At 62.8% G+C, this 19,995-nt stretch carries 18 protein-coding genes; 5 read left to right on the top strand and 13 right to left on the bottom strand.

The window, feature by feature from the left end; genetic code table 11:
• Positions 1-2: 2 nt before the first annotated feature.
• The 4 genes from LOY69_RS17805 to LOY69_RS17790 form a co-directional block, all read right to left on the bottom strand.
• A complete protein-coding gene (locus LOY69_RS17805; RefSeq protein WP_265073328.1) occupies positions 3-578 on the bottom strand; it encodes a phage tail protein in 576 nt (191 codons plus the stop codon).
• 35 nt (positions 579-613) lie between these two features.
• Positions 614-1,159, bottom strand: a complete 546-nt coding sequence (locus LOY69_RS17800) for a phage tail protein (protein WP_102880193.1) — start codon at positions 1,157-1,159, stop codon at positions 614-616.
• Positions 1,160-1,759: 600 nt separating this feature from the next.
• Positions 1,760-2,893 (bottom strand): branched-chain amino acid ABC transporter substrate-binding protein, encoded by a 1,134-nt coding sequence (locus LOY69_RS17795; RefSeq protein ID WP_123394434.1) that lies wholly within the window; start codon positions 2,891-2,893, stop codon positions 1,760-1,762.
• Between the two features lie 135 nt (positions 2,894-3,028).
• Positions 3,029-4,288, bottom strand: a complete 1,260-nt coding sequence (locus LOY69_RS17790; RefSeq protein ID WP_265073327.1) for a methionine gamma-lyase — start codon at positions 4,286-4,288, stop codon at positions 3,029-3,031.
• A 124-nt stretch (positions 4,289-4,412) separates the two neighbouring features.
• Between LOY69_RS17790 and LOY69_RS17785 the strand changes: the two genes are divergently transcribed.
• Positions 4,413-4,883, top strand: coding sequence for an Lrp/AsnC family transcriptional regulator (locus tag LOY69_RS17785; protein ID WP_102863087.1), 471 nt, complete (start codon positions 4,413-4,415; stop codon positions 4,881-4,883).
• Positions 4,884-5,034: 151 nt separating this feature from the next.
• Here the strand turns inward: LOY69_RS17785 and LOY69_RS17780 are convergent, their stop codons facing one another.
• From LOY69_RS17780 to LOY69_RS17770, 3 genes are all read right to left on the bottom strand, one after another.
• Positions 5,035-5,544: a flavin reductase family protein gene (locus tag LOY69_RS17780; RefSeq protein ID WP_110596527.1), complete on the bottom strand. Its 510-nt coding sequence runs from the start codon at positions 5,542-5,544 to the stop codon at positions 5,035-5,037.
• Between the two features lie 113 nt (positions 5,545-5,657).
• Positions 5,658-6,692, bottom strand: coding sequence for a methionine synthase (locus LOY69_RS17775; protein WP_170004818.1), 1,035 nt, complete (start codon positions 6,690-6,692; stop codon positions 5,658-5,660).
• A gap of 27 nt (positions 6,693-6,719) precedes the next feature.
• Positions 6,720-7,703, bottom strand: coding sequence for a DUF1852 domain-containing protein (locus LOY69_RS17770; protein WP_170004820.1), 984 nt, complete (start codon positions 7,701-7,703; stop codon positions 6,720-6,722).
• A gap of 466 nt (positions 7,704-8,169) precedes the next feature.
• Here LOY69_RS17770 and LOY69_RS17765 point away from each other — a divergent pair, with 466 nt between their 5' ends.
• From LOY69_RS17765 to LOY69_RS17750, 4 genes are all read left to right on the top strand, one after another.
• On the top strand, positions 8,170-9,225 hold the full coding sequence (locus LOY69_RS17765) for a sugar phosphate isomerase/epimerase family protein (protein WP_265073326.1): 1,056 nt from the start codon (positions 8,170-8,172) through the stop codon (positions 9,223-9,225).
• A 22-nt stretch (positions 9,226-9,247) separates the two neighbouring features.
• Positions 9,248-10,135, top strand: a complete 888-nt coding sequence (locus LOY69_RS17760) for an alpha/beta fold hydrolase (protein ID WP_110596531.1) — start codon at positions 9,248-9,250, stop codon at positions 10,133-10,135.
• Positions 10,136-10,277: 142 nt separating this feature from the next.
• The gene (locus tag LOY69_RS17755) at positions 10,278-10,874 is read left to right on the top strand and encodes a TetR/AcrR family transcriptional regulator (RefSeq protein WP_102880200.1); all 597 of its coding nucleotides are present in this window, start codon (positions 10,278-10,280) and stop codon (positions 10,872-10,874) included.
• Positions 10,875-11,033: 159 nt separating this feature from the next.
• Positions 11,034-12,212, top strand: coding sequence for a sugar transporter (locus LOY69_RS17750; protein ID WP_102880201.1), 1,179 nt, complete (start codon positions 11,034-11,036; stop codon positions 12,210-12,212).
• Between the two features lie 307 nt (positions 12,213-12,519).
• Here the strand turns inward: LOY69_RS17750 and LOY69_RS17745 are convergent, their stop codons facing one another.
• From LOY69_RS17745 to LOY69_RS17720, 6 genes are read right to left on the bottom strand one after another with little or no spacing between them, the layout of a single operon-like run.
• The gene (locus tag LOY69_RS17745; protein WP_265073325.1) at positions 12,520-13,734 is read right to left on the bottom strand and encodes an MFS transporter; all 1,215 of its coding nucleotides are present in this window, start codon (positions 13,732-13,734) and stop codon (positions 12,520-12,522) included.
• Between the two features lie 3 nt (positions 13,735-13,737).
• Positions 13,738-14,568: an ABC transporter ATP-binding protein gene (locus LOY69_RS17740; protein ID WP_258379482.1), complete on the bottom strand. Its 831-nt coding sequence runs from the start codon at positions 14,566-14,568 to the stop codon at positions 13,738-13,740.
• Positions 14,565-15,632 (bottom strand): FecCD family ABC transporter permease, encoded by a 1,068-nt coding sequence (locus LOY69_RS17735; RefSeq protein ID WP_265073324.1) that lies wholly within the window; start codon positions 15,630-15,632, stop codon positions 14,565-14,567. Before LOY69_RS17735 ends, LOY69_RS17740 begins: the two co-directional genes overlap by 4 nt.
• The gene (locus tag LOY69_RS17730; protein WP_123394425.1) at positions 15,629-16,762 is read right to left on the bottom strand and encodes an ABC transporter substrate-binding protein; all 1,134 of its coding nucleotides are present in this window, start codon (positions 16,760-16,762) and stop codon (positions 15,629-15,631) included. Before LOY69_RS17730 ends, LOY69_RS17735 begins: the two co-directional genes overlap by 4 nt.
• Entirely contained in the window at positions 16,749-17,621 is an 873-nt protein-coding gene (locus LOY69_RS17725; RefSeq protein ID WP_265073323.1) for a PepSY-associated TM helix domain-containing protein, read from the bottom strand. The genes LOY69_RS17730 and LOY69_RS17725 overlap by 14 nt, the downstream gene beginning before the upstream one ends.
• A gap of 16 nt (positions 17,622-17,637) precedes the next feature.
• Positions 17,638-19,869 (bottom strand): TonB-dependent siderophore receptor, encoded by a 2,232-nt coding sequence (locus tag LOY69_RS17720; RefSeq protein ID WP_265073322.1) that lies wholly within the window; start codon positions 19,867-19,869, stop codon positions 17,638-17,640.
• Positions 19,870-19,995 lie beyond the last annotated feature (126 nt).

Here is a 19,995-nt window from a genome sequence, read left to right as displayed (position 1 = left end):
GGTCACTGCTGTCGGGTCGGATAGAGGCCGACCAGGCAAATGATGTAGTTGATCGCCAACGAACCCATCAGGTTGCTGTGGGGGGTCGTGGCGCCACCGCTCGGGGTCAGTGCCGAGTCGAGAAACTGCGGGTTCATCGCAACGGTGACGGATGTTCCGGTTCCTGCGCTGTACAGTCCGGTGATGATCCCCGCGCCCGGGAATTTGCCAAAGGTCATGCTATTGGCCGTTGCGGCTGGGGATGGGACCGGCGACGTGGCATCTTGGGCGCTCACCATAAAGCCATGGGTGTGGGGGGCAGTGTTTTCCGGCCTCATGGTCACGGTTTCCACGCCAAACTTCTGCGTTAGTGTCCTTGGGGTCAGTCCGGTGCCGGCGCCTTGGCCCACGGGGAGCCGGCCACGGTAGTCCGGGAGACCGAAGTTGGTGCTGCCGTTGCCGCCGTACAGGGTGCCCAGTAACGAGTAGAGGACCTGGAAGTTGCTGATGGGCATCAGCGAACCGTCACAGAACGCCCAATTCTCTGGCGCATAGTTGCCGGCGAACATGCGGATTTCTCCGACGAAAGCTTCAGACATGTCAGTTTCCTTGCTTGAGGGTCTGTAGACAGCCGTTACTGGCGCGGCGGGTAGATGCCCGTCGTAGCGATGCAGAAATAGCCCACGATGGAGGGCTGCACATTCGGCATGGGCATGCCTGGCGTTGGGGTGACGGTCGCGCTGTTGAGGGCGATCAGAGTGCCGGTTGCCGGGGTATAGGTCGGTTTTGCCGGGACCCCCTTGGTGTTCGAGCTGACAGCGGGAATATTGCCGCCCGGGTCATCGTTGCCCGGATCGTTGGAGACGTGCGTGGCGTGGTTATGCTTTGCCACCGAGTTTTGCGGCATCGTCACGGTTTCGCTACCGCCTTTGGTGCCCAGCGCGTGCACATCCATGATCGGATCGACAGTGGAGGCCCTGTAGTTCTGCCCCAGAGCGACCCGGCCACGCAGATCCGGCAGGCCGAACGTCGTACTGCCGTCACCGCCATAGGTTCTGCCCAGTAGGGAAGCCAGCGCCACGTGGGTGTTGATGGGTAGAACCTGGCCCTCGCAAGGGAGCCAACCCTCAGGTGCCCAGCCCCAGGGGAACAAGCGAATTTCTCCGATAAAAGGATCCACGTTCTTTTCTCCTTGAACAAGTTTTTGACGCCGGGAATCCGTCTCTTACTAATAGGCTAGCAAGTGCGTAGGCGCACAATAAACAAAAGTGAATTTAGTGTGCAAATGTTATTTCAAGTTGTTTGGTGGTAATTAACGGAGGGGGTGTCTATTAGCAGGTAGTTGACTATTTGGCTAAGAGATTTCAAGAGGGAAGTCTTTCACAGTGTTGCTGGTTGTCGCTCGGTTCAGGGCGTTATGTCCAACGGCGGCGGGGGTGAAGGCGGGATGTTCAGGCAGGGTGCAGGCTTTTGAGTTCGGATTTTCGGAATCGTAAGTTCATTGTCAAGTAACTAAGCGTGCTAACGATCTACGCCGAAAGTATTGCTTGTCTAGTCTGGGTTTTGGCGGATTTACAGCATGCTTGAAGTGTTGCGGTAACAGGTCTTAGTTGCTGTTGTGGGGTGGTTATTCCCAAGTTGATAAGTAGGGTATTATTTTTGCGGGGGGGCGGAGTAGTAAAGTTTTTTGCTCTAAGACCCTGTTTTGTTTGAGGTTATTGTTTTTTTTGACGCCAGCGGGACGCCGCTCCCCGGGGAGGAGCGGCGCGCCGTTACCGGCTTACAGCCCGGCGCTTTCTGCCGCTACGCTCTTGGGCTTGCCGTAATGCCATTCATAGACCACGAACTTGAAGTCCTTGAGGTCGCCTTTCTCGTCGAAGCTCAGGTCGCCGGTGGGGGTCTTGAAGGTGCCTTTGTGGATCGCCTCGGCGACTTTCTCCGGGTCTTCGCTCTTGGCCGCGGCGATGCCCCCGGCAATCACTTCCACGGCCGAGTAGGACGGCAGCACGAACGGGCCGCTGGGGTTTTCCTTCTTGGCTTCGAAGGCTTCCACCAGGGACTTGTTGGCCGGGTCCTGGTCGAAGGACTTGGGCAGGGTCACCAGCATGCCTTCGGAAGCGTCCTTGGCGATCTGCGAGATCGAGTCGTTGCCTACGCCTTCAGGGCCCATGAAGCGCGCGGTCAGGCCCTTTTCCTTGGCCTGGCGCAGCAGCAGGCCCATTTCCGGGTGGTAGCCGCCGAAGTACACGAAATCGACATTGGCCTGCTTGAGCTTGGCCAGGATCGATGAGTAGTCGCGCTCGCCGACGTTGATGCCTTCGAACATCGCGACCTTGATGCCTTCCTTGCCGAGGATGTCCTTGACCGAGCTGGCGATGCCTTCACCGTACTGCTGCTTGTCGTGCAGCACCGCCACATTGGTCGGTTTCAGCTGGGCGATGTAGCGTGCCGCCGCCGGGCCCTGGGCGTTGTCCAGGCCGATGGTGCGGAACACCATCTTGTAGCCCCGGGCCGTCAGCTCCGGGCTGGTGGCCGCCGGGGTGATCATCACGATGCCTTCATCTTCGTAGATGTCGGACGCCGGCTGAGTGGAGCTGGAGCACAGGTGCCCGACCACGAACTTGACGCCGTCATTCACCACTTTGTTGGCCACGGCCACCGCTTGCTTGGGGTCGCAGGCATCGTCGTATTCCACGGCCACCAGTTGCTTGCCGTCGACGCCACCCTTGGCGTTGATCTGCTCGATGGCCATGCGCGCGCCGCTGAACTGCATGTCACCGTATTGCGCCACCGGGCCGGTCTTGGCCCCGGCGATGCCGATCCGGATGCTGTCGGCTGCCAGGGAATGGCAGGCGAGACCGGCAAGGATCATGGCGCTGAGCAGTTGGGTGGCTTTGTTATTGATACGACTCATATGTTGTTCCACTCCTGTGGGTAACGATTCAAAGGGTGTTGCGGGTGTTGCTTGGATGCATGATGCGCCGCAGGCAGCGGCGCATCGGCAACTCGGGGTTGTAGACCGGACAGCCCGGAACGGCGTTGACCCGGCTCAAGGAAGGGCCTTGCCGATCCTGGCCACGGCCTCGACGGCCGGTAGCGGCGCCGCGGGTTCGACACAGGCATCCAGGGCCTGGGCGAGATCGGCCAGCAGGTCGGCGATGTCTTCCAGGCCCACCGACAGGCGCACCAGGCCTTCGGCAATGCCGTGTTCGGCCCGTTCTTCCGGGGTGTAGGTGGAATGGGTCATGCTCGCCGGGTGCTGGGCCAGGGACTCGGCGTCCCCCAGGCTCACTGCGCGACTGAACAGTTGCAGGGCGTTCATGAAGCGGCTGCCGGTGGCCAGGCCGCCCTTGAGTTCAAAGGCGAGCATGCCGCCGGGCAATTTCATCTGCTGTTGCGCCAGGCTGTATTGCGCGAAGGACGGCAGGCCGGGGTAGGCGACCCACTGCACCCGCGGATGCTCTTGCAGGTACTCGGCGATGATCTGGGCGTTGCTACAGTGGCGCTCCATGCGCAGGGCCAGGGTCTTGAGGCCGCGCATGAGGAGAAAGGCGTCCTGCGGCGAAAGCACGGCGCCGGTGAGGTCCTTCAGGCCCTGCAGGCGAATGCGCTCCGCCAGGCTCTGGCGGGTGACCACGATACCGGCGGTGATGTCACCGTGGCCGTTGAGGTATTTGGTCGCCGAATGCACCACCAGATCGGCCCCCAGCTCCAGTGGACGCTGCAGGTAAGGGGTGCAATAGGTGTTGTCCACGGCAAAGGTGATGCGCGGATGCTGGCGGGCGATTTCGGCCACGGCGGCAATGTCCACCAGTTGCATGTTGGGATTGGCCGGGGACTCGCAATAGATCATGCGTGTGGCCGGGCTGATGGCGGCCCGCAGGTTGCCCAGATCGCTCATGTCCACATGGCGCACCTTGACCCCGAACTCGGCCAGACCGTGGTGCAGGAGCGCGAAGGTGCAGCCATACAAGGTCCGGCAGACGATGATTTCGTCGGTGGGGCGCAGCAGGGTCCACAAGGTGGCGGCAATGGCGCCCATGCCGGAACCGAAGGCCACTGCGGCCTCGCCATTTTCCAGGGCCGCCATGCGCGCTTCCAGCAACGCCAGGGTCGGGTTGCCGATGCGGGTGTAGAAGTAGCCGGGTTCTTCGCCGGCAAAGCAGCCAGCGCCATATTCGGTGGTGGCGAAGGTAAAGGTGGAGGTCAGGTAGATCGGCGGAATCAGCGCGCCCTGATGCTCCTGAGGGTTATAGCCGTGGTGGATGGCTCGGGTGGAAAAACCAAGGTCACTGTTTTTATTGTTCATGGTGAACACTCTCGGATTTTCCCTAATGCTATGCTCAAATCCGGCGCAATAAATTCTAATCTGGCTCCAAAAAAAGCACTTGATTGGAATAAATCATCATAAAAACAAGATAAAGAGGCAAAACATGCCCCAGAGCCTGGATCGTACGGACAAAGCCCTGCTGATTGCCCTGCAAGACAATGCCCGGCTGACCAATGCCGAGCTGGCGGACAGCGTGGCCCTCACCACCTCGCCGTGCTGGCGCCGGGTCAAGTTGCTGGAAGAGAGCGGGGTGATCACCGGCTACCAGGCGATCCTCTCGCCCAAGGCGCTGGGCTATGGGGTCACTGCCTTTGTCAGCGTGATGATGGAGTCCCATTCCCGGGAGACGGCTCGGGCTTTCGAGCAGCGGCTGCTGGAAATCCCGGAAATCATCGCCTGCCACAACGTCTCCGGGCGCTATGACTTTCTTCTCGAGGTGCTGGCCAAGGACCTGGAGTCCTTCGGCGAATTTGCCCGAGAGGTGCTGCAGACCCTGCCGGCGGTAAAGGAAATCTACTCGAGCTTTTCCTTCAAGTCGGTGAAGCCGTTGCGGCAGATTCCGGTACAAGAGTAAGGAGGGAGGTGCGGCCGTTTGGCGGCTATCGGCGGCGTCGTGGATCGGCACTATCGCCAAGAGGCTGCGGTAACCGCGTCTGTCTGATTTGCAAGCAAGCCAGTGGCCTGCAACAGGCCCTCAGCGAAAGAGCACCGCGCAGCTCAAGGCTTCAAACCGAGCCATGGGCTGCGAGGTTGCAATACTGCCCTTTGAAATACAGCAATGGCTGCGCAGCCGCCGCTTGTTGCAGGTTCAACGCTTTCACTTCACCAATCACGATCAGGTGATCACCTGCGGCGTGTTCGGCGTGAATTTCACAATCCAGCCAATGCAGGCTGCCGGCAATGATCGGATTACCCAGCGGCGATTCCTGCCATTGGACGCCATGCCACTTGTCCGTGCCTTTGCGAGCGAACTGGTTGGAAATCCTGACCTGCTCACCGGACAGGATATTGACCGCGAATCGCCCCGCCTGGCGAATCTTGGGATAGCTGGCCGAGCCGGACATGACGCTGAATGACACCAGTGGCGGGCTCATCGACACGCTATAAAACGACTGGCAGGTAAAGCCGATCGGCTCGCCAGCAACCTGCGAGGTAATCACCGTGATACCGGATGCGTAGTGCCCGAGCGCTTCGCGAAAGCTCAATGGCTCGATAGCCGTTCTGGGAAGTGACATGGAGGGTCCTAAATATCGGGTGCTGCTCGAAAGTGTCGAGGAGGGCCTGAAGCAGCCCGGTAACTTTTTAATCCACTGCTTCAATCCTCCCGCACAGCATTTCCGGCTTCAGCTCAGCACGGGTTCGAGAGTTCTCTTCGGATAATGTCTGCACCAGCGCTTAACGCCTTTAGCTTGCCTCTTGCCACTCCACGAGCTAATGGCGCCATGCCACAGTTGGTGCATGGATAGAGTTTGTCGGCCTCTACGAACTGCAGTGCTTTGCGTAGGGTATTGGCCACTTCCTCTGGTGTTTCAATGGTGTTGGAGGCCACGTCAATGGCCCCGACCATCACTTTTTTGCCTCTGATGAGTTCAATGAGATCCATTGGGACATGAGAGTTGTGACATTCCAGCGAGACTATATCGATACTGGATTTTTGCAGCTTGGGGAAAGCCTCTTCATATTGTCGCCACTCTGATCCCAGAGTCTTTTTCCAATCTGTGTTGGCCTTGATACCGTAGCCATAGCAAATATGGACCGCCGTTTCACACTTGAGGCCTTCAATGGCCCTTTCCAGGGTGGCCACTCCCCAATCATTCACCTCATCAAAGAAAACGTTAAAGGCGGGCTCATCAAACTGGATGATATCCACACCGGCAGCCTCTAACTCTCGGGCTTCCTGATTGAGGATCTTGGCGAATTCCCAAGCCAGTTTTTCGCGACTTTTATAATGGCTGTCATAAAGCGTGTCGATCATGGTCATGGGGCCTGGCAGCGCCCATTTTATGGGTTGTTTGGTTTGCTGACGTAAAAACTTGGCATCTTCAACAAATACCGGTTTTTGCCGAGCAACAGCACCCACCACCGTTGGCACGCTCGCATCATAGCGATCACGAATTCTAACGGTTTCACGTTTTGCAAAATCAACGCCGCTGAGGTGTTCAATAAAGGTAGTGACAAAGTGTTGGCGCGTTTGTTCGCCATCACTGACGATATCAATACCGGCCTGTTGTTGTTCCTGCAGTGACAAACGTAAAGCATCGTGTTTGCCCTCGACCAATTCCTCGCCTTGCAACTTCCAGGGCGACCACAGTGTTTCAGGTTGTGCAAGCCAGGAGGGTTTAGGCAAGCTGCCGGCAGTTGAGGTGGGTAACAGTTTTTTCATCATCAATGGCCTTGTGATTTCAATGAGTCAAAGAGCGCAATGGGCGGACCACTGCTCAAGGATGGCCTGGTACGGCTTGATGAAGTTCTCCTCAACAAACTGCCCCTGCTCAATAGCTAGGCGGCTACGTTCCTCTCGGTCATAGACGATACGAGTCAGTGAGTAATCCTGGTGCTTCAGACTTGGTTGATAGGATTTTCCTGCCGCAGAATTGGCATTGTAGATTTCAGGGCGGTAAATCTTCTGGAAGGTGTCCATCGTGCTGATGGTGCTGATCAACTCAAGATTGGTGTAGTCACTGAGCAAGTCGCCGACGAAATAGAAAGCCAAAGGCGCAACGCTGTTTGCAGGCATGAAGTAGCGAACTTTCAATCCCATCTTCTTGAAGTAATCATCGGTTAAAGAATATTCATCCTGCTGGTATTCAAAACCCAAGACAGGGTGCTGGTTCTCAGTCCGATGATAGGTTCGGCTGCTGGAAACACTGAGGCAAATAACCGGTGGTTTGCTAAAGTTTTCTTTGTAGGCGCTTGAGTGGATGAAGTGCTTGAACAGCTTTCCATGCAGCTCTCCAAAGTTGTCGGGAGTGCTGAATTCTGGCTGGTCCTTGTTGTGGTTCAATAACAGAACGCTAAAGTCATAATCTCGTACGTAAGAGGAGAAGTTGTTTCCGACAATGCCTTCCAGGCGCTCATTGGTCTTTCGGTCGAAAATGTTCGTTTTCAGTATTTCAATCAAAGGGATGGCGTTGCCACTGTTTTCAGTATCAATGTCCATTTCAACGGAAACGATTTCAAGTTCGACAGCGTAACGATCGCCTTTGGGGTTGTCCCAATGCGCCAAGGCATTGAAGCGGTTGTCAATCATTTTCAACGTGTTGCGCAAGTTGTCTTGGCGGCTTTTGCCACGGGCCAAGTTAGCGAAATTGGTAGTGATACGGGTGTTTTCGGAGGGGTGATAATTTTCGTCGAAGCAAATGCTTTTGATGGTAAATGTAAGCTCTTTGTTCATGGCGTCCTGGTTTCCGAGATGGAACCTGAGTTTATTTATCGGTTCTCTGTACTTTCCAATGTTATTGCTAGGTTCTTTTGCTTAGTGGTGTTTCTAAGCTATCGATCATTGAGCTGCAGTTTATGCTGGGCTATTAATTGAGGGGTAATGAATTGATTTCACTGAGTCTTTAGTCACATTCATGATGTGCTGTTCATTCAGTTGTAGAAGGCTATTGCCCGCAGGACTCATTGATAGGCGAAACCAACAACTGAACGTGTGCGAGCTGGCGAGTGTGTGGAGAGCGCCATGCGCTTCCCGTTCATGTACCCGGCGCGTTCGCGTTTGCAGAACGGCGCCATCCCTGGCAAGCCAGCTGCTACCGGTGATCAGCCCGCCCCCAAAGCATTTTCCGCACACCGATGATTGACGTGGCAACAGCTGCTCCCTATTCTTTGTCGACCAACAAAGAATAGGGAGCAATTCGATGAAAACCCTCAAGGGCCCCAGCCTGCACCTGGCACAGTTCAGTGCCGATAGCGCCCCCTTCAACAGCCTGTCGGGCATTGCCCAGTGGGCTGCTGATCTGGGTTTCAAGGCACTGCAGATTCCTGCCTGGGATGCGCGTCTGTTCGACGTCGCCACCGCGGCGGACAGCCAGGATTACTGCGATGACCTCAAGGGTCAGTTGGCGCAAAAGGGTCTGGTGATCAGTGAGCTGACCAGCCATATCTTCGGCCAGCTGGTGGCGGTGCATCCGGCCTACGACGCAATGTGCGACAACTTCGCGCCCCAGGCGCTGCGGGGCAATCCCCAAGCCAGAACAGCCTGGGCCATAGAGCAGATGAAGCTGGCGGCCAAGGCCTCGCGCCGCCTGGGGCTCGGTGACATGGGCACCTTTTCCGGGTCCCTGGCCTGGCCTTATCTGTTTCCCTTTCCGCAACGTCCAGAAGGTTTGATCGAGGCCGCTTTCGAGGAGCTGGCGCGACGCTGGCGGCCGATCCTCGATGTGTGCGACGAGCAGGGGGTCAACCTGTGCTACGAGATCCATCCCAGCGAGGACCTGCACGATGGCACCAGCTTCGAACGCTTCTATGAATTGGTCGACCGTCACCCGCGCTGCAACATCCTCTTCGACCCCAGCCATTTCGTGCTGCAGCAGTTGGACTACCTGAGTTACCTGGACATCTACCACGAGCGCATCCGCATGTTTCACGTCAAGGATGCCGAGTTCAATCCCAGCGGCCGCCAGGGCATCTACGGCGGCTACAGTTCCTGGGTCGAGCGGGCCGGGCGCTTCCGTTCCCTGGGCGACGGCCAGGTCGACTTCAAGGGGATCTTTGCCAAGCTGGCGCAATACGACTACCCGGGCTGGGCGACCCTGGAGTGGGAGTGCTGCCTCAAGGATCAGGAGGACGGCGCCCGGGAAGGTGTCGAGTTCATCAACCGCCACATGATCCAGGTCACCGAGCGGATCTTCGACGACTTCGCCGGGGCCGGGATCGACCGCCAACAGATCAACCGCATGCTCGGCATTGCCTGAACCCTTCATCAAGAGAACCCCCATGACTGCATTCACCGACAACACCCAGGCCGACACTGGCGGCCTGACCCATCGCTATGTGCGCATCGACGGCCAGCGCATCCACTGTGTCAGCGCCGGCACGGGCCGGCCGGTGCTGCTGATTCCCGGCTGGCCGCAGACCTGGTACGCCTGGCGCGAAGTGATCCAGGCCCTGGCTGCCCGGGGCTTCCAGGCCATTGCTGTGGACCCGCCGGGCAGCGGCCACTCCGACCGCCCGGAGCAGGGCTACGACACCGGCCATGTGGCCGGGGTGCTGCACCAGGTGATGGGGCAGTTGGGCTTCGAGCGCTACAGCGTGGTCGGCCACGACGTCGGCATGTGGATCGCCTACGCCCTGGCCAGCGATCATCCGCAGGCGGTGGAGCGCCTGGCGCTGACCGAAGCGGTGATCCCGGGGCTGGCGGCGGCGCCGCCGATCTTCGTCGCGCCAGAGCAGAACATCTTTCTCTGGCACTTCATGTTCAACCAGCTGCGTGATTTGCCGGAAGCCTTGATCGCCGGACGCGAGCGGGCCTACCTGAATTACATCTTCGATCACTGGTCCCATCGCCGCGAGGCGGTGGCCGCCGAGGTCTATATCGAGGCCTACGCGGCGCCGGGCGGCCTGCGTGCGGGTTTTGCCTACTACCGGGCGATTCCCGAGACCGTGCGCCAGAATCAGTTGCGCGCGCAGCGACCGCTGGCAATGCCGGTGCTGGCCATTGGCGCCGAGCACGCCACCAACGATGCGCCCTTGCTGACCCTGCAGGGCCACGCCACGGATCTGCGTGGCGCCATCGTGCCCGACTGCGGGCACTTCATCATGGAAGAGGCGCCGGAGGAGTTCCTCGCTCACCTGCTGCCCTTTCTTCAGGAGGGCGCCGACTGAAGAAAGGGCAGGCGGTCCCGGGCCATGGAAAATGGCCGGGGCTGGTGCAAATCTAATATCATTTCGTCGCGGCGCCTTGCGCCAACCCACTGACCGGCCCCTGCCGGTCAGTTTCCTTGTCCTGACGAGATACCCGACCCCCATGGCTGGAAGACCCCGCGAATTCGATCGCAACCAGGCGTTGCGCCAAGCGCTTGAGCTGTTCTGGGCCCGTGGATTTGAAACCACCTCCATGGCCGATCTGGTGGCGGCCCTGGGGATCGCCTCGGCGCGGATCTACGCCGCCTTCGGTTCCAAGGAGGCGCTGTTTCGCGAGGCCATCGAACTCTATGAAAGCCACGAGGGCGGTTTTGCCGACCAGGCCCTGGGCGAAGCCAGCGCCTATGTCGCCATCGAGCGCATGCTCAAGGAGGCGGTGGCGCTCTACACCCGGGCCGGTCATCCCCAGGGCTGCATGGTGGTGTCCTCGGCGGTGAACTGCTCCAGCGACAACGACGGCGTGCGTGAGTGGCTGGCCGAGCATCGCCGGGCCCGTACCGCGAGCATCATCCAGCGCCTGGAAGCGGCGGTGCAGTCCGGCGAACTGCCGGCACACACCGATGCAACTTCCCTGGGGGATTATTACTCTACGGTGCTGCACGGGCTGTCGGTTCAGGCCCGGGACGGGGTCCCCCAGGCGCGCCTGCTCAAAGGGGTGGCGCTGGCCATGACGGTCTTTGAGGCGGCGCAGGGCAACTGACCAGGCGCCTGCCAGCCTGTGTCGCGCAAAAAACAGGCAGCGACACCGCGCGCCAGCTGCGCAAGAGGGCAGCCCCCGGTCATGGTTCCTGGCCCGGGTTGTGCATTTTTATCGGGTCCTGGACCTGTTCGATCATCGATAGAGTATTACGACCCGCCCATGAGCAACTCCGCGGCTACACCTCAAGGTAACTGGCAGCCGGTCATCGCGTTGGCGCTGGCGGCCTTTGTCTTCAACACGACGGAATTCGTGCCGGTGGGGCTGCTCAGCGCCATCGGCGCCAGCTTCGACCTGCCTACCGCGCGGGTCGGGCTGATGCTGACCATCTACGCCTGGATCGTGTCCCTGACCTCGCTGCCGGTGATGCTGCTGACCCGCAACGTCGAGCGGCGCCGGTTGCTTACGGTGCTGTTCGGGCTGTTCATCGTCAGCCATGTGCTGTCCAGCCTGGCCAACAGCTTCGGCCTGTTGATGCTCAGCCGCATCGGCGTGGCCCTGGCCCATGCCCTGTTCTGGTCCATCACCGCGTCACTGGCGGTGCGCCTGGCGCCGCCGGGCAAGCAAGTGCAGGCCCTGGGCCTGCTGGCCACCGGCACTTCCCTGGCCATGGTCCTGGGCATTCCCCTGGGGCGCCTGCTGGGCGAGGCCCTGGGTTGGCGTACCACTTTCGGCGTGATCGCGGCCATGGCCGGCTTGCTGGTGCTGTGGTTGATCCGCACCTTGCCGCTGCTGCCCAGCCAGAACTCCGGCTCCCTGCGCAGCCTGCCGCTGCTGTTCAAACGCCCGGCGCTGGTGGCGATCTACGGGCTGACGGCCCTGGTGGTCACCGCGCAGTTCACCGCCTACAGCTACATCGAGCCGTTCATCAAGGTAGCGGCGGGCCTGGGGGGCGATGTGGTGACCCTGATCCTGCTGGTGTTCGGCGGTGCCGGGATCATCGGCTCGCTGCTGTTCAGCTGGTTGCACCGCCACAGTCCCCAGGGCTTCCTGCTGACGGCGGTGACCCTGCTGGCGCTGTGCCTGAGCCTGCTGTTGCCCCTCAACGGCCATGTCTGGTCACTGGTGGTGCTGAGCGTGGTCTGGGGCATGGCGATCATGGGCTTCGGCCTGGCCCTGCAATCCAAGGTGCTGGTGCTGGCGTCGGACGCCACCGACGTGGCGATGGCGATGTTCTCCGGGATCTACAACATCGGCATCGGCGGTGGTGCGTTGCTGGGCAGCTGGGTCGGCGGACAGTTGGGTTTTGCCTATGTCGGGCTGGCGGGCGGCGCCCTGGCGGGCCTGGCCTTGCTGCTCTACAGCCTGGCCCTGCGGCGCATGGCCCGCAGCAACGTGTAGCCGCTGCCGCAGGCTGCGAACGGACGGCATTGTGACCTGGCAGACGCGGCGATCTTGAGGCCGATAGAGGTTCGGCGGGAGATTGCCAGGCAAGGTCCTGCGGACCTTTTCGCAGCCTCGCCACAGGCTCGGCAGCGGCTACAGGGACCGCGCTGCCTTTGTCATGTGTAGCCGCTGCTGAGCCCCGGCGAAGCTGCGAAAAGGCCCTGCGGGCCTTGCTTGGCGATCGACCACCGAACCTGTTTTGTCTTGCAGATCTTTGCGAGCGCTATGTCGGAATGCCGCCCAAGCCGTTCGCCCGCCAAGGTCAGCGGCGTCGGGTTTCAGGCCAGCAGGCCACCAGCAACAACAGCAACGCCGCCAGCAGGTAGGGCAGGCGCGGCTCCACCGCGTAGATCAGGGTGCCCGCCAAGGGCCCGACCACCACCCCCAGGCCCTGGGCGGCACCGACTGAACCGGCGGTGGCGCCTTGCTCGGCAGCGTCCACTGCGTTGCTGGCCAGGGCAGCGAAGGAGGGGAAGATCCAGCCCATGCCGGCGGCCGAGACAAAGAACCCCAGCCACAGCACCCAGGCGTGAGCGGCGAGGATGCTCGCGGCAAAGCCCATTGCGGCCACCAGGGCGCCGACGCGGATCATCCGCAGTGGCGGCCACTCCAGCTTGCGCACCAGCAGTTGCGAGGCAATCAACGCCAGCCCCACCAGGGTCAGGGCGACACCGGCGGTCTGCGCCGCCTCCGCCGGACCCATGCCCAGGCGGTCGAGGGCGAAGAAGCCGACGGTGATCTGCGCCATGGCCACGCACAGCATCGAGACAAACGCCACCAGCAGCGGCCGGCGCAGGCGCGGGTCCGTCAGGCTCACCGACTTGGGCGGTTGCTTGAGGTGCAGCTCCTGACGCGGCAGCCGCGCCTTGAGGAAGGCGAAGCCCAGCAGCGGCAGCAGTGCCAGCACATAGAACGGCAGGCTCAGGCTGTAGCGGGCCAGCAGCGCGGCAATCGCCGGGCCCAGGACCAGGCCGCAAGCGTTGGCCGCCCCCAGCGAGGCCATGGCCCGGGCCCGGTGCTCGGGCTCGATGTTGTCGGCGATCAGCGCGTAGCCGCCCACCGGAATCGCCGCGTAGAACACCCCGATCAGGCCGCGTCCCAGCAGCAGCCCGGCAAAGGCCAGGATGGCCGAGGGCAGGGCGTGCAGCGCCAGGTCGATGAATAGGCTCAGGGCGAGAAAGGCCAGGGTGAAGCCGCCGGTGCCCAGCAGCAGGATCTGCCGTCGGCCCAGGCGGTCACTGGCCCGGCCCCAGGGCCGGGCCAGGAGCATCCAGATCACCCCGGAGACGGTCACCGCCATGCCCGCTTGCCAGGTGGCCAGGCCAAGAATCCGTGCGATGGGACCGATCAGCGAGACAAAGGCCATCATCGCCATGGTGCAGGCCAGGTTGGCCACCAACAGCGGACGCAGGTCGAAGGCCGGGGCGGCCTGGGGCGTGTCCAGGGTGTCGAGGGGCAACTGTTGTGAGTGGGTCATGGTTTATCCCAGGGCTGAGTGAAAGGGCAGGCGGCCGTCGACCATCACCAGCGGTCGACCGCGCACCTGTTCCAGCCGCCCGTCGACGCCATAGACGTCGCGCAGCAGCTGTTGGTTGATCACCTCCAGGGCCGGTCCGGCGGCGGCCAGACGGCCGTTGTGCAGGACCACCACCTGCTGGCTGAAACCCAGGGCCAGGTTGATGTCGTGGACCACCACCAGGGTGATCAACTGGCGTTCGCGGGTGGCCCGGGTAATGGCCTCCACCACCTGGCACTGGTGGTACAGGTCCAGGGCGCTGGTGGGTTCGTCCAGCAGCAGTACCCGAGGCTGGCGCACCAGGGCCTGGGCCAGCCCCACCAACTGGCGCTGGCCGCCGGAGAGGGCATCGATGGGACGGTCGGCCAGGGCGGTGAGGTCCAGGTCCCGGAGCACCTGTTCGACCCCGTGCAGCACCGCGGCGCTGGGTCGGCCGGGGGCGAAGCCGGCACCGCGATGCCCGGCCATGGCCGCGCTGAGCACCGCTTCGAAGGCGCACAGGCGCGTGCGTTCCGGCAGGCTCTGGGGCAGGTAGACGATGTGTTGCGCGCGCTCGACCTGGGGCAGGCGGTTGAGGTCGACGCCATCGAGCAGCACCTGCCCGGTGGTTTTCTGCAACCCGGCGATGCCCCGCAGCAGGGTCGATTTGCCCGCCGCGTTGGGGCCGATCAGCGCGGTCAGGGTGCCGGGGGCCAGGGGCGGCAGGCTCACGTCGCGCAGTACCTGGTGGCTGCCGTAATGCATGTTCAGGCCGGCTGTGCACAGCCCGGGCGTCGAGGGGGCGTTAAGGCTCACAGGACACCTCGGCGGTTGCGCATGACGATGGCCATGAAAAACGGAATGCCCACCAGGGCGGTGACGATGCCCACCGGCACCAGCACCCCGGGGATCAGGGCCTTGCTGGCGATGGAGGCCATGGACAGGATCAGCCCGCCGCTGAGCACGCTGGCCGGCAGGAACAGCCGATGGTCCTCGCCCACCAGCAGCCGGGCGATGTGCGGGGCGATCAGGCCGATAAAACCGATGGTGCCGACAAAGGACACCGCCAGGGCCGACAGCAGGCTGATGCGCAGCAGCGCCAGCAGGCGCAGGCGGCCGACGTCGATGCCGAAGCTGCGGGCCCGTTCCTCGCCCAGGGTCAGGGCGGTCAGGGCCCAGCTCTGGCGCAGGGAAAACGGCAGGCATAGCAACAGCGCTACGGCCAGCACCCCGAGTTTTTCCCAGGAGGCCCGGGCCAGGCTGCCCAGGGTCCAGAACACCAGTTGCTGCAGGCTGTCCTGGGTGGCGACGAATTGCAGCAGGGCCACCAGGGCGTTGAAGGCGAACACCAGGGCGATGCCGAACAGCACCAGGCTTTCCACGCCGAAGCCACGCCAGCGCGCCAGCAGGTAGAGCAAGGCCACCGAGGCCAGGGCAAACAGGAAGGCATTGGCCGAGATCAGGTACTGCGCCGGCACCCCGGGAAGGCCCAGGCCCAGGACAATGGCCAGGGCCGCGCCAAAGGCTGCGGCGGCGGACACGCCGAGGGTGAAGGGGCTGGCCAGGGGGTTGTCGAGCACGGTCTGCATCTCCGCTCCGGCCAGGGCCAGGGCGGCACCCACCAGCACCGCCATCAGGGCGTAGGGCAGGCGCACGTTCCACACGATCACCGCCTCGACCCGGGGCATCGAGCCCGGGTCCCAGAGCACCTGCAGCAGGCGCGAGAGGCTCATGCCCGAAGGCCCGGTGGTGATGTCCAGGGCCAGGGACAGCAGCAAGGCCAGGGCCAGAGCGGACAACAGCAGCACCCGGCGGCCATGGCGTCTTTGGTAATGCCCTGAGGCAACGCGCTGCTGCACGTCGGTGGCAGCCTGGGTCATGGTTGCAGGCTCGTAGCGAACACGCCGCTGGCGGGAATCGGCATGAAGCGCTGGTACAGCTCGCGGCGGGTCTGGTCCGGGTCCAGGTCCTTGAACAGCTCCGGGTGCAGCCACTTGGCCAGGGCCTGGACCGCGATCAGGTGCTCCGGCGAGTCATAGAAAATGTGCCACAGGCCATGCACATTGCCCTCGCGCACCGCCCGCAACTCGTTCAGCGGCGGGCGCTGGGCGGCCTGGCGCAGGCTGTCCCGAGCCTGTTGCAGGGTGGCGGAATAACCCAGGGTCACGCCGCCCTGGCCGGCAGCGAACACCCCGGTGGCCACGTACACATCCGGATCGCTGGAAAGGATGTACTCCACGTTGAGCACGCCAATGGGCCCGGGAATGCGCCCGTCGGCGATGTTGCGCCCGCCCGCCAGCTTGATCATTTCGCCGAAGTTGCCGGTGCCCGGGGAGCCGCAGCAATCCTGCAAGCCGGCGAGCATGTCGACGAAGATCTTCGGCTGCTGGACCTTGCCTGCCTTGGCCAGGGTGTCGCTGACCCGGGCCAGGGACTGCTGGTAGAAGGCGATGAACGCCTCGGCCTGCTGTTCACGGCCCAGGGCTTGGCCCAGCAGGCGCATGCTGGGCACGGTGTTGCTCAGGGGATGGTCGCTGAAGTCGACGAAGATCACCGCCACCCCAGCCGCTTCCAGCTGCTTCACCGCTTCGCTGTCGGGGCTGGGCCCGTGGCCGCCGCTCAGGGCCATGATCGCCAGGTCCGGGTGCACCGCCAGGGCCTTTTCGACGCTGAAGGTTTCGGCGGACGTGCCGCCTACCAGCGGCACCTTGTCCGCCTCGGGAAAGGCCTTGTGGTAGGCCTCGTAGCCCTGCACGTCGAGGCCGCGAAAGTCCCCTTGCCAACCGGCGAGACGGGCGAAGGGGTTCTGGCCTTCGAGCAGCGACAGGGAATAGATCATCCGGCCTTCCCCCAGGAGGATGTGTTCGACCTTGTCCGGCACCTGGACCTGGCGTCCGGCCAGATCGGTGAGGGTCGCGGCGCTGGCCGTGGCGGCCCACAGCAGGCCCAGGGGCAGCAGGCCGAGCAAGAGCCCGCGCTGGGCGCGGCGCAAGAAATCACGGTGTGTCATGTAAGGTTTCCTTGAACGATTGAACGGCCCGGCGAGCGAGGCGCTTGCGCCACCACAACAACAGGCCGGTGATGTACAGCAGGGGTAACGAAATACCGCAGAGAAAAGCCAGCCAGGCGCCGGGTGTGCCCAGCAGCAAATGCCCGTGGGCGGCGGAGAACAGCGGCTTGACCGCCATCGGCGTGGCTGTGAGCCAGCCAAACAGCTCCGGGCGCGCGAGCCAGGCACCGCTGGCGGCGATCAGCAGCAGGGGCAGGCTCAGCCACGCGGCGGCGAGGTTGTGCCATTCGCGCAGGCGCCGGGTACCCTGGCTACCGGGGCGCAGGCTGGCGGCTTTCCACCAGCTGCGACGGCCCGGCCACCACAGGTACAGGCCGCTGCCCAGGGAGCCCAGCAGCACCAGGCCGCACACCAGCACCAGGGTCGAGCCCCAGGCCTGCGGCAACAGCAGGCTGCGGTGCAGCGCCACCAGCTTGGCCAGCCACAGGTCCTCGAAGACGAAGAAGCCCCGGGGCGCGCCGTTGTAGGGATCGATCATGGCGATGCCGGTGCCGGGACGCTCCTTGAGGGCACCGAAGACGATCACGTTGTCCGATTCGAGAAAGCCCTGGCGCGGAGGGGCTGCGCCGAAGACTTTGTGCAACTGCGGGTAGGCGTCGGAGGCGGCCTTGATCCAGGCGTCCTGTTCCAGCCGCGTGCCGTGCTCGCCGGGGGCCAGTTGCAGCATCGTTGCACCGACCTCCCAGCGCAGGATCGGTCCCTTGAGCTCCAGCAAGGCGCCGCTCAGGCCCAGTAACGCCAGGAGCAGCCCCAGGCTCAGGGCCAGCCAGCGATGCAGCCGCAGCCAGAGTTCACGCATGGGCAGCATCGGCGGCTTACCAGCGGTAGCGCAGGCTGGCGATGACGCTGCGGTCATAACCGGCGCTGCAATTGGTCAGCGAGCAGCCTTCGTAGTAGCGCTTGTCGGTGAGGTTGGTGGCGTTCACCGCCAGGCGCAGGCCCTTGGCCGCCGGGATCAGCTTGTCGAAGTCGTAGTGCACCGCCGCGTCCAGCAGGGTGTAGGAGGGCACGCTGACGGTGTTGGCGGCGTCGGCTTGGGTAGACCCGATGTAGCGCACGCCGGCGCCAAAGCCGAGGCCGCCGAGCGGGCCTTCGGGCAGGGTGTAGTCGGCCCACAGCGAGGCCATCTTTTCCGGGGTGTCGGTGGGGCGCTGGCCTTTCTCCTGCGGGTTGTTGCTCTTGCTCACCTCGGCGTCGTTGTAGGTCAGCGCCGCCAGCAGGTCCAGGCCCCGGGCCAGGCTGGCCTTGCCTTCAAGCTCGATGCCGCGCACGTTCACTTCGCCGGTCTGCAGGGTGTTCAGGCGTTGGGCCGGGTCGGCGGTCTTGACGTTTTCCTGGGTCAGGTCAAACAGCGACAGGGTGATGTAGCTGTCGATCCCCGGTGGCTGGTACTTGACCCCCACTTCCGATTGCTTGGCGCTGGTGGGCTTGTACGGCGTGCCGTAGAAGTTGGTGCCCAGTACCGGGTCGAAGGACGTGGAGTAGCTGATGTACGGCGCCAGGCCGTTGTCCGCCAGGTACACCAGGCCGGTGCGGTAGGTGAACTTCTCGTCGTTCTGCTTGCTGCCGCTGTCGTTCATGCGGTTATCGGTACGGGCGCTGGAGCGGTCCTGGCGGCCACCGACGCTGAGCACCCAATGCTCGTCGAAGGTGAACTGCTGCTGGGCGTAGACCCCGACCTGATCGGCGCGCTGCACGGTGTTGGTGAACGGCGTGCTGGGGTTGAACACGCCGCCATGCACCGGGTTGTAGATGTCGATGGACGAGGCAGCGCCGCCGCGCAGGTAGTAGTCCTCGCGGGTGCGCCGGTAGTCGACCCCCAAAAGCGACACCATGTGCGTATTGCCCAGGTTCCAGCGGGCCTGGAGGTTGTTGTCCAGGGAGTAGGTGTCGCCGACGATGCGGAAGCGATAGGCGGCGCGGTTCAAGGTGCGCAGGTCCGGGGCCAGGGACATGCCGCTGGCGGTGTTGGTCAGCAGGTTGACGTGGCCGTAGCGGGCGCTGGAATTGAGGCTCCAGACATCGTTCAGACGCTGCTCCAGCAAGTAGCCCAGTGAGTACTGGGTGCGGTCGTTGTCCAGCCCCGGTTCATCGAGGAAGACGTTGTGCTTGAGCTTGCCATTGGGGTTGCCGAGCAGGGTGCCTTGGGCCGGCAGGGACACCCTGGGCGCGCCGAACGCATCCTGGGTGTAGTCGGCCAGCAGGGTCAGGCGGGTGTCGTCGTTGGGCTTCCAGGTGAAGGAGGGCGCGAAGTACTGCTTGTCGTCCTTGATGTGATCGAACTGGGTGCCGCTGTCGCGCTCCAGGCCTACCAGGCGGTAGAGGAACTGCCCCTCATCGTCCAGCGGGCCGCTGAAGTCGAACTGGCCCTGGGCCCGGTCGAAGCTGCCGCCCTGGATCTGCACTTCATGGAAGGGCTGCTCCAGCGGGCGCTTGCTGATCTGGTTGACCACGCCCCCCGGCGAGTTCTGGCCGAACAGCACCGAGGCCGGGCCCTTGAGCACATCGATGCGTTCCAGGCCATAGGCTTCGACCTTGGGCCAGGCCTGGGCGGTGTTGCCCTTGAGGCCATCGCGGAGCATGCCGGTGGTGACGTCGAAACCGCGGATCGAGATCGTGTCGAAACGCTGGCTGGCGGCGGTGGTATTGGCCTGCACCCCGGCGGTGTAGCGCAGCGCCTCGTTCACCGACTGCACCTGCTGGGCATCCATCTGGTCGCGGGTGATCACGGAAATCGACTGGGGAATCTCACTCAACGAGGCATCGGTCTTGGTCCCGCTGAGGCTGCGCTTGGCCACGTAGCCGCTTTGCTGGCCAGTAGGGGAGTCGACCTGGGTGGCGCTGATCACGCTGGTGTCCAGGGTCAGCGGCTGCTGCGGCTCGCGCTCGGCGTCCGCGGCCAGCGCGCTACCAGCCTGGGTCAACGACAGGCCCAGGGCCAGGCCGTGGATCAGGCACGCCAGCGGACTGCGGCGCAGGGGCGGGCGAGGAACTGCAGAATCGACTGGCCAACCTGAGGTGTTTCGGTGCGCAACGCTGGTGCCCATGCTTCACTCCGTGATGGGGATTAAATGAGAATGCAAACGTATCTCATTTGTGAGCATGGGTTAGGGCCTAAAACTTTGGCTTGAGCGATCATTTCTTTCGTTTGCGGTACGGCGGGGCAAGGTCAA

This window comes from Pseudomonas sp. B21-059 (assembly GCF_026016285.1).
Lineage (GTDB): Bacteria > Pseudomonadota > Gammaproteobacteria > Pseudomonadales > Pseudomonadaceae > Aquipseudomonas > Aquipseudomonas danubii.
This window is presented reverse-complemented; position numbering and strand designations above follow the sequence as displayed.